The following is a 15,179-nucleotide window of genomic DNA, read 5'->3' as shown; positions in this document are numbered from 1 at the left end:
CCACCTGTGCATATCCTGATACCCAGAGTCAGAGTTCTTTAACTCTGACTTAAGAAACATCTAAAGCGTAAAAAACGCAAACGGGGCGATTCGAAACGACTCCACGGGATGGTCAGTCGGGCAGCGGAACCTGGACGGGTGCGCTGCCATGGCCTGGAGACGGGACGGATCGTATGGGACTGCAACCGCAACATAGCGGTCAGTTCCGTTAGCATGTGCGGGTTGTCGCGGGGCTCGCCATGCCGAAACAATAAAAGAGAGCGGCCATGGCCACAATCCTCTTGATCGAGCCACATCCTCTGCTGCGCCTGGGTCTGCGCCATCTGTTAACTCAAGCTGGACTCCACGGCGATCTGGTCGACATCGATCCGACTTCCTTGCCCCATCCTGCCGAATGGCTCTGCCATGCCGATTTGTTGGTCTATGGTTTGCCGCCGGACCAGGATGCAGGCTGGCAGTCGTTGGGAGACATCTGCCAGACCTTGATGCCCAGGCGGATACTGGTGTTGTCGGACCAGATCCCATCCCACTCGATCAGCGCTCGGATGCCAGACAATGTGCGGGGCGTGTTGTCCAAGGGCTGCAGCGCCGAGATGCTCGACGCGGCGATCCGCCTTGTTCTGGCCGATGGCGAGTGTTTCCCCGCGCGCGCGCAGGCGGCGCATGGCACCGATGGCGTCTCGGCGTGGCCGACCGACAATGCGCGCCACGCCCCAACGGCGCTGCATGTGCGGGCCGGGCCCGGCCAGGCGGATAGCGAGGCCGCAACCGCAGCCCAACATCCGTCGCGCCGCGCATCCGATGTGGCACCGGAGCCTGAAACGCCATCAGTGGGCTCGCATCTGCTCAACATTACAGAACGCCAGTACGAGGTGCTGGCACTGCTGGCACGCGGCTATCCGATCAAGACAGTCAGCCGCTTGCTGAACATTTCCGTGGCCACGGCCAAGACCCATGCGTGCACCCTGTATCAACGCCTGCACGTACGCAACAAGGGCGAGGCGGTCTACGTGGCGTTGCAGCGCGGCGCGAAACTGAGCTGGCCGGGCCCGGCTGCCGCCGCGCCGATTCGCGGCGCCGCCCAACTGGTTGATTTCGCCGCTGTTTGCCAGGCGGCCGCCTGAGCAGCGCGGCGCCTGCTCCCCGCCTGGCCGGCGGGGGCATGGCAACCCGCAAGCGCTTCAATCGTTGGCATGAGCCGCCTCATCCAAACGCACGAGGCGGCGCTTTGTTGTAGTTGCTACGCTTTTGACAAGTGCCGCATGCGATAGGCGATCCCTGTGCTTGCCGGCCGGATGTCCACCCGCGTCCACCCGAGTCGATGACAACGCTCCTGCTCGCCCACAATATGATGCTGCGCCGCGGACTGCTGCGCCACCTTCGCGAAATCTCATCACTCACGCCGGTATTGACACAGACTCCCGAATGGCTACTGGATGCGCCAGCGGCGGAAATGCCTTCGGCTCCAGTGGATTTCGCGCTGCTGGATTGCAGCGGCACGGACGCCGACCCGCAGGTTCTTGTCGACACCCTCTGCGCGCGCCTGGCGCCAAGGCGCTGGCTGATCCTGTGCGAGGCGCCTGGCTCCGGGGTGGCAAGCTATGCCGCCCGCCTTGGCGCGAGCGGGTGCCTGACCGTGCCGGCCACGCCCGAGCAGGCGCGCGCGGCGGTGGAGCTGGTCCGCGCCGGCGGCCAGTGTTTTCCCCGCAGAGCCTTCTCCATGACACCCGCGCCGGCTCCTTCCCCCATTGGTTCAGGTGGATCTACGGCAAGGGGATGAGGGCGGGCGGCAGCGTTGGCAACTATGCTGAAGGCGCGCGGGTAGCGAAGCCGGGAATATCAAATTCAATACGGCCGCCGCGCGTTGCAGAGGGGGTCATATGGACGCGGGAGTGGACATCCTGGTTGTGCGCGGCTTCGCCGTGCCCGAAGGCCGGGGCAAGTGGGCATGCTGCTACGAAATCAGATTGACGACCGGACGCGATGGGCCACTGCTCTATCGCGGCGAACTGCATGGCCGGCGCTATAGCTGCGAGGCGGCAGCCATCGCCGCGGCGACCTTCGCCGGCGAGCAGGAAGCGCGCCGGCAGGTGGCAACCGTCAGGGCTGGACTGATTGCCCGCCATGAGTATTGCGTGGTGGTAGCGAGCGAGCAGGCATGCGATGGCCGCAATGACGTGGCCACGGGCTAGCGGCGGCGCTAACCAGCCAGGCAAGGCGCTACGATCGGCGAGCATCGTGACGTCGCAAGGCGACAAGGCAAAGGGGGGCGAAAAGCGCGTGTTCGGGGGACCGGAGCGATCCGGTGCGTATGCCAATCCGGATGCGCACACGCGCATTTCGGTTGCAGCGCGTGCTGCGCCGGATCTTGATGGCCACGGTAACAGCCGCGTAGCGCAAGTGGCGGACCGTGGCCTATTTGTTTTGTTCTGGCGCGGGACTGGCGGCCCGCCTGCGTCGGCGTTGATCGGTATCGGCACGCTTGCCGTGGAACCGCGAGCAAAAAAAGAGCCCGCCGACCGGGGGACCATGCGGGCTCTAAAGTGGCCGGCACGATTCCGCTCGGCGGGCCACTCTTCAGACGATAGTCAAACAGCGGTGCCACGCCTATCGACCAGAAGCCGCATCCGCCACGCAGCGCACCGCGTGTCGGCCGCGGCGCCCGCGATGTCCGCCAACCCAATGGGCGCAACGGACCAGCCGCTTTACTTGTCCGGCACATCTGCGACTTGTCATGCTTTTGGCTGGGTGGAGATGCTGCCGCCGGCCGATGGCGGGGACTGGAAAATGGCTCAACTGTGTTACTTTTCTCGCGTACTCGATCCTCGGCGCAATCATGCTTAACTGGCAATTCATCACTCGCTTCGGCGAGACCTCCCTGCTGCTGCCGGGCGCGATGCTGATCACCGCCTGGCTCTTCCACACCCGCGCTATCGCCAGCGCGTGGCGGTGGTTCCTGAGCTTCGGCGTGGCAGCCGCGATGGTGCTGGTCTCCAAGCTGGCGTTCATGGGCTGGGGCATCGGCAGCGCCGCGCTCGATTTCACTGGTTTCTCGGGGCATAGCATGATGGCCGCATCGGTACTGCCGGCACTGCTCTATCTGCTGGTCCCGAACGCGTGGCAACGCCTTGCGCTTGGCGCCGGCTGCATGGGCATGCTGCTCGCGTTGCTGGTCGGCTTTTCGCGACTGGAACTGGACGCGCACTCCAGCTCCGAAGTCCTGAGCGGACTCATCCTTGGCTTTGGCGTGAGCCTGCCCTTTATCCTGAGCTCGGCACGGCCGGTACGCTCGGCCCCGGTCGTGGCGGCAAGCCTGGTGCTTTTGCTGCTGCTGGCAGTACCCGTCACGGGCGTCGCCGCGCCTACGCATCACTGGCTGGAGGTGCTCGCGACGCGGCTGGCCGGGCGTGACAAGCCCTTCCAGCGCGGACAATGGAGCTCCTGGGCATTGCAGAGCGGGCACGAGCAGGTGTTGACGCACCTCGCACCGGTGCCGCTGATGCGCTGACGCTGGCCGGGGCCGGCGTCTGTGTGCGTAAGCAAACAGACGTGGCGCCCTTGCGGCGCAATCATGGTCTCCATCACTGCTTGGGTATGCCAGGTGGAGGCCAATCATGTCGACAGTCCGAGCCTTTGTAGCCGAGCGGCAAGCCGCCCTGCAAATCCTGTACCGCATCGCCGATGCAGTCATCATCGCTGCCTGCGGCGTGGCGGTCGGTGCCTTGCTCTTCCCCTACGGCATCCGCGGTGCCTCACCGGTGCACGGCTTCCTCATCGCCTTGTGCGCGGTGGGCGCATTGCTGGTGTTTCCCGCCTGCGGCCTTTACAGTTCCTGGCGCGGCCGCAGCCTGGCTGCGCTGGCGCTGCGCACGGTGGCAGCATGGTGCGCGGTCTGTCTCCTGGGCCTGGTCACAGTCTTCCTGATGCACCAGGTTGCCGCGCTCTCCCGGCTGTGGTCCATGACCTGGCTGCTCGGCGTCGCCGCCGCGCTGGTGGCGTCGCGCCTGGTGCTGTACAGCATGCTGGGCAGCGTGCGTGAACAAGGCCTCAATGCCAAGCGCGTGGTTATCCTCGGCTATGGGACCCTTGGGAATGAGTTGTACCAGCGCGTGCAGCGCATCCGCGGCGCGGGCTACGATGTGGTCGGCATCTACGATGAGCGCGAGAAGCCGATCCCGGTGGGCGTAGCGCGGCTCGAGTCGCTGGAGCATGTCTGTGCCTTTGTGCGCAGCAATGGCGTGCGCGAAATCTGGCTGACGTTGCCGATGGCGGCCTGCCGCGACCTCTATGACGTGGTGTTCCAGTTCCGCAATGACATGGTCGACGTGCGCTGGGTGCCCGATATCATGTCGGTGGAACTGCTCGGCCACCGATTCAGCGACTTCCTCGGCATGCCGGTGATCGACCTGAACAGTCCGCCTGTGTCCGGTATCACCGGGCTGTTGAAGGCGAGCTTCGACCGGGTCTTCGCGCTGTGCGTGGTGCTTGGCCTGTCGCCGGTGCTGCTGACCATCGCACTCCTGGTCAAGTTGTCTTCTCCGGGCCCTGTGCTGTTCCGCCAGAGAAGGCTCGGTATGGACGGCTCTCCGTTCAATGTCTACAAATTCCGTACCATGGTGGTGCACCAGGAGGCCGGTGTGACACAGGCCACGCGCGACGACGTGCGCGTGACGCGCATCGGTGCCTTCCTGCGCCGCACAAGCCTGGACGAGTTGCCGCAATTCCTCAACGTGCTGCGGGGCGAGATGTCGGTGGTCGGTCCGCGTCCCCATGCGATGGAACACAATGAGTTCTACAAGGAGCTGATCGACCGCTACATGCTCCGGCACCGCGTCAAGCCTGGCATCACCGGCTGGGCGCAGATCAATGGCCTGCGCGGCCAGACCGACACCGTCGAGAAGATGCGCAAGCGCGTCGAGTTCGACATCTACTACATCCGCAACTGGTCGTTCCAGCTGGACATCTCCATCATCCTGCGAACCGCAGTGCACGGATGGACCGGCAAAAGCGCGTTCTGAGTTCGTGCGATCCCCCCGCTCGCCGCGCTATTGGTGGGGGAACGCACGCCCCGCCAAGGCGATTCCATGTTCAATGGCTCCCGTCTCAATCGCTGGAGATCAGCATGAAAGCAACGATCCGTCACATCCTTGGCGAGGTAGCGAGACTCACGGTTCCGGCAGACCGGCTGGACGATGGCACAGATCTCTACGAGGTAGGCCTGTCGTCCCTGGCGACCGTGCATGTGATGCTTGCCATCGAGAACGCTTTCGATATCGAGATTCCGGACCGAATGCTGACGCGGCAATTGTTCCGTAGCATTGATTCCCTAGCCACCGCGGTGCAGCAGATCAAGCAGCAGGAGGCAGCGTGAGCCCGCCGCTGGCCAGGGTGGAGCTGGCGCAGCCTGGCATGGATCCGGCGTCCGGCGAGGCGCTGATTGCTGCCGCTCATGTCGTGGCCGAGGTGGCGGCGGAGCACGGGGACCAGGTAGATCGCGAGGCAAGGTTTCCCCACGAGGCCCTTGCCGCCATGCGTGATCAGCGACTGCTTGGCGCCATGGTGCCAACCGCATACGACGGTGCGGGAGCATCGCTCGATACCATCGCGGCCATCTGCCAGATCCTCGGCGCCGCCTGCTCGTCCACCGGCATGATCTACGCCATGCACCAGATCCAGGTGGCATGCGTGGCCGGGCACGGCGCGGGTAGTCCGTGGCATGAAAGCCTGCTTGCCCGCATCGCGGCCGAGCAGCTTCTGCTGGCCTCCGCCACCTCGGAGGAAGCCATCGGCGGCGCATTGCGAAACAGCGGCTGCGCGGTCGACGCCGACGGCGACCAATTCCACCTGTTGAAGATCGCGCCCACCATCTCATACGGTGCGTACGCGGATGGCATCCTCGTGACCGCGCGGCGGCACGCCGATGCTTCGCCGTCGGACCAGGTGCTGGTGTGCGTGCTGCACGGCGACTACACGCTTCAGTGCCTTAATACCTGGGATACGCTGGGTATGCGCGGCACCTGCAGCAACGGCTTCCGGCTTGAAGCGGCCGGGCAGGTTGCCCAGGTATTGCCCGTTGCGTTTGGCGAGATCGCCGACGTCACCATGACGCCGGTCTCGCATATCCTCTGGAGCGCACTTTGGCTTGGCATCGCAGGCGACGCGGTCCAACGCGCAAAAAATCTCTTCCGGGGGCAGGCAAGGGCGCGACCGGGTTCGCTGCCGCCCTCGGCGTCCCATGTCGCGGAGGCGGTGGGCCAGTTGCAGATGATCGAAGGGCGGCTCGGGCTAGCCCTTGCGCGTCAGCGCCAGCGTCACGTTGCCGCGTCGGTATCGGCTTCGTTCTCGCTCGCGGCTGAGATGAACGGCTTGAAGACTTCGGTTTCGGAGATGGCGCTGCAGGTGGTGCACCAGGCCATGCTGGTTTGCGGCATGGCCGGCTACAAACATGGCACGCCCTATAGTCTCGGCCGTCATCTGCGTGATCTGTGGTCCGCGCCCCTGATGATCAATGACGACCGTATCCTGGCCAACACCGCCAACCTGCTGCTGGCAGATCGTTCCTGAAAGAAACAAGATGGATTCCATTGCCCTTATCAGCGACACCCTGGCCACGAGCGGCGCCGACGAGCCACCGGCGGCCCGCACCGGACCGGCGACGTTTCTCGCGGCGCTGCTCGACGCAGGCCTCCTGATCCCAACCGGCGTGCAGGGCTTGTACGGTCGCAGCGAGACCTTCGAAGCCATCGCCGACGGCCTGAACGCGGCGATCACCGCGCTCGGCAGCGACCAGCACGCCGAGATCCTGCGATTTCCGCCCGCCATCGGAAAGGCTGACTTCGAGACCAGTGAATACATGAAGAGCTTTCCCCAGCTGGCGGGCACCGTCCATAGCTTCTGCGGCGACGACCGCGGCCACCGCCGCCTGCTTGCACGGCTGGAGGATGGCGACGCGTGGACCGACCAGCAGGCATTCTCCGGCGTGGTATTGACACCGGCAGCCTGCTATCCGGTCTACCCGGTGATGGCGCGCCGGGGACCGCTGCCGTGGCAGGGCAAGGTGGTCGATGTCCTGTCCTATTGCTATCGGCACGAGCCTTCGCTGGAGCCGACGCGCATGCAGTTGTTCCGACAGAGGGAATACGTGTGCCTGGGGCCGGCCGAGCGCATCGTGGCATTCCGTCAGCTATGGATGGAGCGCGGGCTGCAACTGGGCAAGGCGCTCGAGCTCCCGGTGAAAGTCGACGTGGCCAATGATCCGTTCTTCGGGCGCGGCGGCAAGATCGTGGCCGACAGCCAGCGCGAGCTCCGGCTCAAGTTCGAGTTGCTGATTCCCGTCAATGACGGGGCGCCGCCTACCGCCTGTATGAGCTTCAACTACCATATGGACCATTTCGGTGCTTTGTGGGGCATCCGGACAGACGACGGTGGCACCGCGCATACCGGTTGCGTGGGCTTTGGCATCGAGCGGCTCGGGCTTGCCCTGCTGCGTCACCATGGACTCGATCCGGCGCGCTGGCCGCGAGGCGTGCGCGAGCGGCTCTGGAGCGCGTAATGCATGGAACACCCAAGTTGGGGGGCCGCGGCGGTCTCGGTCTGCGCGGCGGGAACCCGGTGTGGTCGCACGCAAATTGCAATGTCGATCTGTGGATAGAGCTTCTGCATGGCTGGGAACTCGAGCCCATTGCCGCACTGGCATTTACCGTGAGCCAGGATTTCGAGGGCGATCAGTTCACGTTATTCAGTTTCCCGTTCGGCGATCTCGAGCGGCTCTATGGTGTCACCGTGCACGACTTGTCCGTGTACGACAACCTGGAGGGGCACATTGCCGCGCAGACATGCCGCGGCAACGTGGTACTGCTTGACGTCGACAGTTTCAACCTGCCGTATGCCGCCGCCGCTGGCTACCGGCGCCTGCATGCGCGTTCCTGCATCGGTGTGGACCTGCTGGTGCCGGAGGCCTCGACCGCCGGTTACTACCATGGCGACGGCTACCACACGGTCAGCGGCGAGGAGTACCAGGCCATCTTCCGGCTGCCGGCGGAACTGAAGGACAAGAATATCGCGCCGTATCCGCAAGCGAGAGTGGTGCGGCGCCGCTTTGCTCCCCAGACCGATGCCGCATTGGTGCGGATCTCGCTTGACATGCTGCGCCGCCACTTGGGACGGCGGCCGCGGGTCAATCCCATCAGCGCCTTTCGTACGGTTTTCCCCGCGCACCTGGACCAGATGATGGGGCGTGGGGAGCCGGGATTCCAGGCCTATGCGTCGAGCGTGTTGCGCCAGCTGGGCGCCAATTTCGAGCTGCTGGGTTGCTACCTTCGCTGGCTGGTGATGCATGGCCAGCCGCTGCCGGACACCATCGCCGAGGCTTGCTACACCATTGCCTCCGAGGCCATGGTGATGCAGTTCCGGCTGATGCGTGCCGTCATCAGCCGCAAGCCCGATCCCTGCCAGGATTGCTTCGATCAGCTCGAGATGTCCTACAAGGCGACGGTGCCGGCGTTGGCTGCCTACTTCGGCGAGGTTGGCGGGTGAGTGCGCGCGACTTCGCCCCCGATCGGCGCGGCTTGCCGGCATTGCCCGGCGTCGCGGTCAAAGGCGCGCCGTTGTCCGGGCAGTGGGTGTGGCTCGAAACCTCCGCTGGCGCCGCCGGGTGCCCGGCCGCCTTGCCGGAGGGCGCCGGCTGGCTGGCTGCGCCCGTGCCCGGCACCGTGGCGGGCGCCTTGCGTGCCGCCGGCCGATGGGATGATGCCGCGCCGCCACCGCTGCACCAGCGCGATCACTGGTACCGCGTGCACTTCACGGGCAGTGGCCGCCGCGTGCTGCGGTTCAGCGGCCTGGCCACGCTGGCCGAGGTGTGGCTGAACGGTGCGCTGGTGCTTACCACGCGCCATATGTTCGTGAGCCATCAGATCGAAGTCGAACTGGCGGGCGAGAATACACTGCACCTGTGCTTTCGCGCGATGTATCCGTGGCTGCGCACACAGCGCGGCGCGGTCCGCTGGAAGCCACGGATGATCGCGCCAGCGACCTTGCGCGCGGTGCGCACCACCCTGCTCGGCCATATGGCCGGCTGGTGCCCCCCGGTGCATGCCGTGGGGCCGTGGCGCCCGGTCGAACTGCTCGACCCGGCCGGCGACGATGCATCGCAAGGCATGCGCGCCGATCTCTCCAGCCGGATCGAGGGGCATGAGGGCGTGGTGTCCCTGCGGCTGCATTTTCCGGGAGAAGCGCCAGAGCATGGCAGTTTCAGTGCCGTCGATGGTGACGGTGAGCCGCTTTGCGCGGGCCTGTTGCGGCGCTTGGATGCCCACACGCTGGCTGGCACATTGCGCATCGCCCATGCCAGGCTGTGGTGGCCGCACACGCACGGCGAGCCCTATCTCTACCGCATAGTTGCCACGGTGCAGGGCGGCACGCTGGCATGCGGGCGCATCGGCTTTCGCACCATCGAGGCCGACCGCGGCGCTGCGCCGGGCGCCTTTGCCTTGCGCATCAACGGCGAGCGGCTTTTCTGCCGTGGCGCGTGCGTGTCGAGCCACGACCTGCACGGCCTGTCGGATGCGCAGGAGACGGTCGGACGCTGGCTGGCGCTGGCTCGAGGGGCCGGCATGAACATGGTGCGTGTGAGCGGCGTCACCTGCTATCCGGGCGAGAACTTTTATCGGCTCTGCGACGAACTTGGCCTGCTGGTGTGGCAGGACTTCATGTTCGCCAATTTCGACTATGGCGGCAGCGACGGCATGGCGGGATCCGCGCTGATGGACGACGCCGCGTGCGAGGTGACGGAGTGGCTGGTTTCCACGCGCGCGCATCCGAGCGTCGCGGTGTTGTGCGGTGGCAGCGAGACCGAGCAGCAAGCCGCCATGATGGGTGCGGCGCGCGCGGCCTGGCGCCAGCCGCTGTTCGAAGCGCTGATCCCCGGCCTGGTGGCCGCGCACAGGCCGGATGTCGTCTACGTGCGCAACTCACCTTGCGAAGGCGCATGGCCCTTCCAGCCCGATACCGGCGTCAGCCATTATTACGGCGTGGGCGCCTACCAGCGCCCCCTGGCGGATGCGCGTCTCGCCAATGTGCGTTTCGCCGCGGAATGCCTGGCGTTTGCCAACGTACCTTGCGAGCGCACCCTGGCCGAGCACGACCTTGGCCAGCCCTTGCACGATCCGCGCTGGAAGACACGCGTGCCGCGCGATGCCGGCGCGCCGTGGGATTTCGAGGACGTGCGCGACTTCTATCTGCGTACGCTGTATGACGTCGATCCACCCCGCCTGCGCTACGAACGGCCGGGGCGCTATCTGGCACTGTCACGCGCGGTGGTGGCCGAGATCATGACCGATGTCTTCAGCGAATGGCGGCGCGTGGGTTCCACCTGCGCGGGCGGGCTGGTCTGGCAGCTGCAGGATCTCCTGCCGGGGCCGGGCTGGGGGATCGTGGACGCATGCGCGCGTCCCAAATCGGCCTGGCATGCCTTGCGGCAGGTCTGGCAGCCGCTGCAGTTGCTGTTCACGGACGAGGGGCTCAACGGCTTGCACCTGCACCTGCTCAACGAATCGCCGGAGCCGCATCAGGTGCGTTTGTCGCTGCGCTGCTACCGCGACGGCGAGACGGTGGTGGCCGAAGCCACGCAGGACCTCGTGCTTGCCCCACGCGAGGCGCACCGCATCGAGGCCGCGTCGCTGATGGATGTGTTCTTCGATTTCACCTACGCCTATCGGTTTGGTCCGCCGGCGCACGACGTCGTCGTGGCCTCGCTTGTAGGGGCTGATGGTGCACTGCTGAGCCAGGTGGCCTACCTGCCGGATCGCAGGGCGAGCGCGCTCAAGCCGCCTGGCCTGAAAGTTGTAGTCGAATGCGTGGCGGGTGAATGGTGGCTCACAATCAGCACACAGCGCTTCGCGCGCTGGGTGCATATCGAAGATCATGTCTTTCAACCGGCACAAGACTGGTTTCATCTTGCCCCCGGCGAGAGCCGGCGTATCCGTCTTATGCATGACGGCGGCTCCCCCGCCCCGGGTGCGCTCATCCCTTCGGGCGAGATTCACGCCATCAACGCGGACCGGCCGGTCAGCTACAACGCATAGGACGCGCCGCTGATTCCCACTCCTGGCATGGCCTGCGCAGCCGCCGGGCCTCGCTTGCGCGCCCAAGCGGGCACGACCGCCGGTGTCCGCCCGTGTCATCTCCAACCTACCAAGGGATGATCTAGTACTAGCCGTCTGCCCAGTGTCACAACGGAGTTGCGTGGCGCTTAATACAGATACACCAGCTGGCGGAAAGTCAGCGGTTGTTTGCAACGGGTGGAACGGCATTGACAGTAGTGCCCAGTCATAAGGGCATCAGGATGTCTTGCTGGCACCAGCCGTGATCCTAGGGTCCAAGGGAGGTCCGAAAATGATCACGCATCGGTCAGATCTGCATGTCAATCATTTGCTCAGCGCGTTGCCGCGCCACGAGTGGGAGGTGTTGTGCCGGCACTTCGAACTGGTCAGGCTCCGCGCGGGGGAGTTGCTGACGGATTCGGGACAGCGCATCGTCCATGTCTACTTTCCCACCACGGCAGTGGTCTCCATGCTCTCGCTGCTCGAGGATGGTGCCACGGTCGAGTTCGCGGCCATCGGCAACGAGGGCCTGGTCGGCATCCCGGTCGTCACCGGCGGCGATACCATGCCCAGCCGCGTGGAAGTGCGCAGCCCGGGCTTCGCCTATCGCATCGCAGCCCGCGATCTGCGCAATGAGCTGATGCGCACACCGGTGCTGCAGCGCGTGACGCTGCTCTACGTGCAGGCGGTACTGACGCAGATCGCGCAGACCGCGGCCTGCAACCGCCATCACTCCCTCAACAAGCAATTGTGCCGCTGGCTCCTGCTGGCGATCGACCGGATGAGTTCCAACGAGCTTGTGATCACGCAGCAGGTGATTGCGAACATGCTCGGTGTCCGGCGCGAAGGCGTGACAGAGGCAGCCGGAAAGCTGGAGGACCTCGGACTCATCCACCACAGCCGTGGGCATATCACCGTGCTGGACCGTTGCGGGCTCGAGAAGCAATCCTGCGAATGCTACAAGCTCGTCAAACGCGAGTACGACCGGTTGCTGCCTGCCTTGGCGCACGCCTGAACAGAGCGGACCCCGGCGCACCGGGGCCGGCATGCCGACGCTGGCCTCAGGCGTGAAGGCGAGTCGCACAGCCGAACGCCGAGACCAGCCCGGCCATGGCGCGCTCATAGGACGCCTCGAGCGTTTCCAGGCAATCCGCGCAGTCGTCATGCCGCCGGCGCGCCACGGCCCGCGCCAGGCGGAATTGCAGCACCTTGCATTCGGTGGCAACGGCTCGGGCCGCAAGTGCCGCCGCTGCCGGGATCCTGTAATCGTGCTCGGCCAACCAGCCAAGATAATGATGAAGCAACTCGAAACCGGCACCGAGCTGCCGCGGCAGGTTGAAACTGTATTGGTGGAAGTAAGCATCTCCACGCGCCAGCAGGACTTCCATCTGCCCACCGAAAGCCGTGCGCCACTGGCTGACCGGATTGGCTGTGGGGCGCCGGGTCAGGTGGTGGCGCATCAGCGACACCGAAGCATTGACCAGCGCACGGGCGCGCAGCGGCGCTCTCGCCTGCCGGGCAAACTCGGCGTAGGGGAACAGTATGTTGCCGTTGCCGCTCAGTTCGGGCGTAAGCCGCATGGCGCCGCGGTAGTCCTCTCCGGCCAGCGTGTGATAGCCAAGGCCGTGGTAGTAGCCAAGCTCCTGCGCCGCCGGCGTGATGCGGTCGATTGCCACCGTGGTCTTGACGTGCTCGCGCCGATAGGCGGTCGCGCGTACGTCCGGCAGGTAGTAGCTGTCGAGTTCCACCAGCACGGTATGGCCGCGGCTGACCTGTGCGACGACGTGGGCCTCGAGCGTGTCATAGACCGGCATTTCCTGCACCACGGTGCCGTACAGCAACTCCAGATCCATCTGCGGATACTTGAAGAATGTGAAATGGTCCCCTTCGAAATCCTGCGTCACCGTGAATGGCAGCGCGGCGCGCGGATCGAGTCCCCGGCCATGCAACAGCTCGATCCACAGGTCCATATAGCAGTTGGTCTCCTGCCAGATCGCGTCCGCGCCATGCAGCACGTGCGGATGGCTTACGGTAGCGGCTGTACTGGTGGCAAGCTCCGCCGGGCGGGCGGCACGCGGCCTTGCCCGCGCCATATTGTCCGCGCCGCCGCCGCTTATGAGTACAGCGTCCCGTTTCATCTTCCGCCTCCTGCGTCTGTTGCCGCGCTGCCCGGTCCGTCGAAAACCGGTAGGCGCCTTTGCTGCCATTGCAACCGTATTGGCGCTTTCCATCCGTTCGTTGCCCAACAGAGGGCACAACAATGGCAGGGGCATTTGCGCGGGGACAGCCTGGCGGCTGGCGTGTGCGGCAGCGAACAGATACCCCCGCTCCCGCTCCCTACACTGGCTGTCAGTATGCGCCGGACCGTCCGGCCCAGGCGGGCCTCATGTCCGGAAGCGTTACCCCCGGCGCTGCGCGGCGCGAGTGCATGCGCGCCGGTGATCCCCCGGATGAAGAATGCACAGTCCGTGTTCCGCGCACGTGGCGAGTATCCGCAGCCTTTCCGGGCTGCGGCAGGCAAGGAGGCAAGATGAACGCAACGACTCGGGACGCGTACCAGCCGGACGGCGCGGCAATAGCAGTGTCCGCCGATGCAGGCGTGCAGTCCATGCCGATAACCGCGATCCAGCCAGTCATCCTGGCCGGCGGCGCCGGCACCAGGCTGTGGCCGCTGTCGCGCGAGCAGCATCCCAAGCAGTTGCTGAACCTGGTTGCCGATGACACGCTGCTGGAAGCCACCGCGCGCCGCTTCGACGGCCTGGCGGAACTGGCCGGCCGTGCGGCGGGCAAGGAAGTGGCGCCGATGGTGGTCTGCGGCGAGGACCACCGTTTCATGATCGCGGAGATGATGAAGCGAGCCGGCAAGCCCGCGCGGATCCTCTCCGAACCTTGCGGCCGCAATACGGCGCCCGCGCTGACGATGGCCGCGCTGCACGCGGCCGGCGGCCTGGGGGAGACCGAGGATGCCGTCCTGGTCGTGACCCCGGCAGACCACAGCGTGGCGGATCCGCAAGCATTTCGCCAGGCACTGGCGACGGCGATACAGCATGCCGACCGTGGCGCCATCGTGACGCTGGGCGTGCGCCCGCTTGCGCCGGAAACCGGCTACGGGTACATCCGCGCCGGCGTGAACGAGGATAGCGGGGCCTTCACGCTCGAGCGCTTCGTGGAGAAGCCCCATCTGGAACTGGCCGAGCACTACGTGGCGTCGGGCGACTACTGGTGGAACGCCGGCATTTTTGTCGTGCGGGCGTCGGTCTGGCTCAAGGCGCTCAGCCAGCTGCAGCCGGAAATGTACCTGCAGTGCCGTGCTGCATATGAGACCGGTGAACGCAGCGGCGACACGTTCCGCATTGGCAAGGAAGCCTTTGGCGACTGTATGTCGGATTCCATCGACTACGCGGTGATGGAGAAGCTGGAGGCCTTGCCCGGTGTGAGCGGCATGCTGGTGCCGCTGGACGCTGGCTGGTCCGACGTTGGCTCGTGGGCCGCGATCTGGGATATCGCTTCCAAGGACGCAGCGGGAAATGTGGGGCGGGGACGCGTGCTGTTCGATGGCGCTTCGTCTTGCCTGGCACATTCCGAGGGACGCCTGATCGCGTGCGTCGGGGTACAGGGCGTGGTGGTGGTGGAGACGGCGGATGCCGTGCTGGTCGTGGACAAGGCGCATGTGCAGGACGTCAAGAACGTGGTCCAGCGCATTCGCTCCGATCACGGATGCGAGGTGGTGAATCATCGCAAGGTCCAGCGCCCCTGGGGCTGCTACGACTCCATCGATCACGGCGAGCGTTTCCAGGTCAAGCGCATCGTCGTGGATCCGGGAGCCAGCCTCTCATTGCAGATGCATTACCACCGTGCCGAGCACTGGGTGGTGGTACGCGGTACCGCACGCGTGACTTGCGGCGACACGGTCAGCATCCTGTCCGAAAACCAGTCCACCTATATCCCGATCGGCACGCTGCACAGGCTGGAGAACCCGGGCAAGACACCGCTGGAAATCATCGAGGTCCAGTCGGGTGCCTATCTGGGCGAGGATGACATCGTCCGGTTCGAAGATAACTACGGGCGCGGTTAGCACTG

At 65.5% G+C, this 15,179-nt stretch carries 13 protein-coding genes; 12 read left to right on the top strand and 1 reads right to left on the bottom strand.

The features are described from left to right. The first annotated feature begins 266 nt into the window (after positions 1-266). The 11 genes from AC1DS6_RS18100 to AC1DS6_RS18050 all read left to right on the top strand — a co-directional run bounded on the left by AC1DS6_RS18100 (position 267) and on the right by AC1DS6_RS18050 (position 12,114). Entirely contained in the window at positions 267-1,124 is an 858-nt protein-coding gene (locus AC1DS6_RS18100) for a response regulator transcription factor (protein ID WP_441626177.1), read from the top strand. 197 nt (positions 1,125-1,321) lie between these two features. After that, the gene (locus AC1DS6_RS18095; RefSeq protein WP_441626175.1) at positions 1,322-1,780 is read left to right on the top strand and encodes a DNA-binding response regulator; all 459 of its coding nucleotides are present in this window, start codon (positions 1,322-1,324) and stop codon (positions 1,778-1,780) included. A 100-nt stretch (positions 1,781-1,880) separates the two neighbouring features. Continuing rightward, the gene (locus AC1DS6_RS18090; protein WP_441626173.1) at positions 1,881-2,192 is read left to right on the top strand and encodes a hypothetical protein; all 312 of its coding nucleotides are present in this window, start codon (positions 1,881-1,883) and stop codon (positions 2,190-2,192) included. Positions 2,193-2,836: 644 nt separating this feature from the next. Further along, positions 2,837-3,508 (top strand): phosphatase PAP2 family protein, encoded by a 672-nt coding sequence (locus AC1DS6_RS18085; protein WP_477102867.1) that lies wholly within the window; start codon positions 2,837-2,839, stop codon positions 3,506-3,508. Between the two features lie 106 nt (positions 3,509-3,614). Further along, entirely contained in the window at positions 3,615-5,018 is a 1,404-nt protein-coding gene (locus AC1DS6_RS18080) for an undecaprenyl-phosphate glucose phosphotransferase (protein WP_441626169.1), read from the top strand. Between the two features lie 104 nt (positions 5,019-5,122). Beyond that, entirely contained in the window at positions 5,123-5,371 is a 249-nt protein-coding gene (locus AC1DS6_RS18075) for an acyl carrier protein (protein ID WP_441626167.1), read from the top strand. A gap of 38 nt (positions 5,372-5,409) precedes the next feature. Continuing rightward, the gene (locus AC1DS6_RS18070; RefSeq protein ID WP_477102883.1) at positions 5,410-6,564 is read left to right on the top strand and encodes an acyl-CoA dehydrogenase family protein; all 1,155 of its coding nucleotides are present in this window, start codon (positions 5,410-5,412) and stop codon (positions 6,562-6,564) included. Positions 6,565-6,574: 10 nt separating this feature from the next. Next, positions 6,575-7,552 carry an amino acid--[acyl-carrier-protein] ligase gene (locus AC1DS6_RS18065; protein WP_441626165.1) on the top strand — a complete coding sequence of 326 codons (978 nt, stop codon included), beginning with the start codon at positions 6,575-6,577 and terminating at the stop codon, positions 7,550-7,552. Next, positions 7,552-8,535 (top strand): DUF1839 family protein, encoded by a 984-nt coding sequence (locus AC1DS6_RS18060; protein ID WP_276288172.1) that lies wholly within the window; start codon positions 7,552-7,554, stop codon positions 8,533-8,535. Before AC1DS6_RS18065 ends, AC1DS6_RS18060 begins: the two co-directional genes overlap by 1 nt. Continuing rightward, positions 8,532-11,081 (top strand): glycoside hydrolase family 2 protein, encoded by a 2,550-nt coding sequence (locus AC1DS6_RS18055; RefSeq protein WP_441626162.1) that lies wholly within the window; start codon positions 8,532-8,534, stop codon positions 11,079-11,081. Before AC1DS6_RS18060 ends, AC1DS6_RS18055 begins: the two co-directional genes overlap by 4 nt. Positions 11,082-11,391: 310 nt before the next feature. Beyond that, positions 11,392-12,114 (top strand): Crp/Fnr family transcriptional regulator, encoded by a 723-nt coding sequence (locus AC1DS6_RS18050; RefSeq protein ID WP_276288170.1) that lies wholly within the window; start codon positions 11,392-11,394, stop codon positions 12,112-12,114. Positions 12,115-12,160: 46 nt separating this feature from the next. On the opposite strand, the gene AC1DS6_RS18045 is transcribed toward AC1DS6_RS18050, so the two are convergent. Beyond that, positions 12,161-13,237, bottom strand: a complete 1,077-nt coding sequence (locus AC1DS6_RS18045; RefSeq protein ID WP_441626160.1) for a DUF1839 family protein — start codon at positions 13,235-13,237, stop codon at positions 12,161-12,163. A 470-nt stretch (positions 13,238-13,707) separates the two neighbouring features. Here AC1DS6_RS18045 and AC1DS6_RS18040 point away from each other — a divergent pair, with 470 nt between their 5' ends. Continuing rightward, positions 13,708-15,174 (top strand): mannose-1-phosphate guanylyltransferase/mannose-6-phosphate isomerase, encoded by a 1,467-nt coding sequence (locus tag AC1DS6_RS18040; protein ID WP_441626252.1) that lies wholly within the window; start codon positions 13,708-13,710, stop codon positions 15,172-15,174. Positions 15,175-15,179 lie beyond the last annotated feature (5 nt).

This window comes from Cupriavidus sp. 05L310 (assembly GCF_056398185.1).
This window is presented reverse-complemented; position numbering and strand designations above follow the sequence as displayed.

Excerpts from the sequence above, each read along its gene's own strand:
- AC1DS6_RS18100 (WP_441626177.1), top strand. The coding sequence starts at position 267 with ATGGCCACAATCCTCTTGATCGAGCCACATCCTCTGCTGCGCCTGGGT.
- AC1DS6_RS18095 (WP_441626175.1), top strand. The coding sequence starts at position 1,322 with ATGACAACGCTCCTGCTCGCCCACAATATGATGCTGCGCCGCGGACTG.
- AC1DS6_RS18090 (WP_441626173.1), top strand. The coding sequence starts at position 1,881 with ATGGACGCGGGAGTGGACATCCTGGTTGTGCGCGGCTTCGCCGTGCCC.
- AC1DS6_RS18085 (WP_477102867.1), top strand. The coding sequence starts at position 2,837 with ATGCTTAACTGGCAATTCATCACTCGCTTCGGCGAGACCTCCCTGCTG.
- AC1DS6_RS18080 (WP_441626169.1), top strand. The coding sequence starts at position 3,615 with ATGTCGACAGTCCGAGCCTTTGTAGCCGAGCGGCAAGCCGCCCTGCAA.
- AC1DS6_RS18075 (WP_441626167.1), top strand. The coding sequence starts at position 5,123 with ATGAAAGCAACGATCCGTCACATCCTTGGCGAGGTAGCGAGACTCACG.
- AC1DS6_RS18070 (WP_477102883.1), top strand. The coding sequence starts at position 5,410 with ATGGATCCGGCGTCCGGCGAGGCGCTGATTGCTGCCGCTCATGTCGTG.
- AC1DS6_RS18065 (WP_441626165.1), top strand. The coding sequence starts at position 6,575 with ATGGATTCCATTGCCCTTATCAGCGACACCCTGGCCACGAGCGGCGCC.
- AC1DS6_RS18060 (WP_276288172.1), top strand. The coding sequence starts at position 7,552 with ATGCATGGAACACCCAAGTTGGGGGGCCGCGGCGGTCTCGGTCTGCGC.
- AC1DS6_RS18050 (WP_276288170.1), top strand. The coding sequence starts at position 11,392 with ATGATCACGCATCGGTCAGATCTGCATGTCAATCATTTGCTCAGCGCG.
- AC1DS6_RS18045 (WP_441626160.1), bottom strand. The coding sequence starts at position 13,237 with ATGAAACGGGACGCTGTACTCATAAGCGGCGGCGGCGCGGACAATATG.
- AC1DS6_RS18040 (WP_441626252.1), top strand. The coding sequence starts at position 13,708 with ATGCCGATAACCGCGATCCAGCCAGTCATCCTGGCCGGCGGCGCCGGC.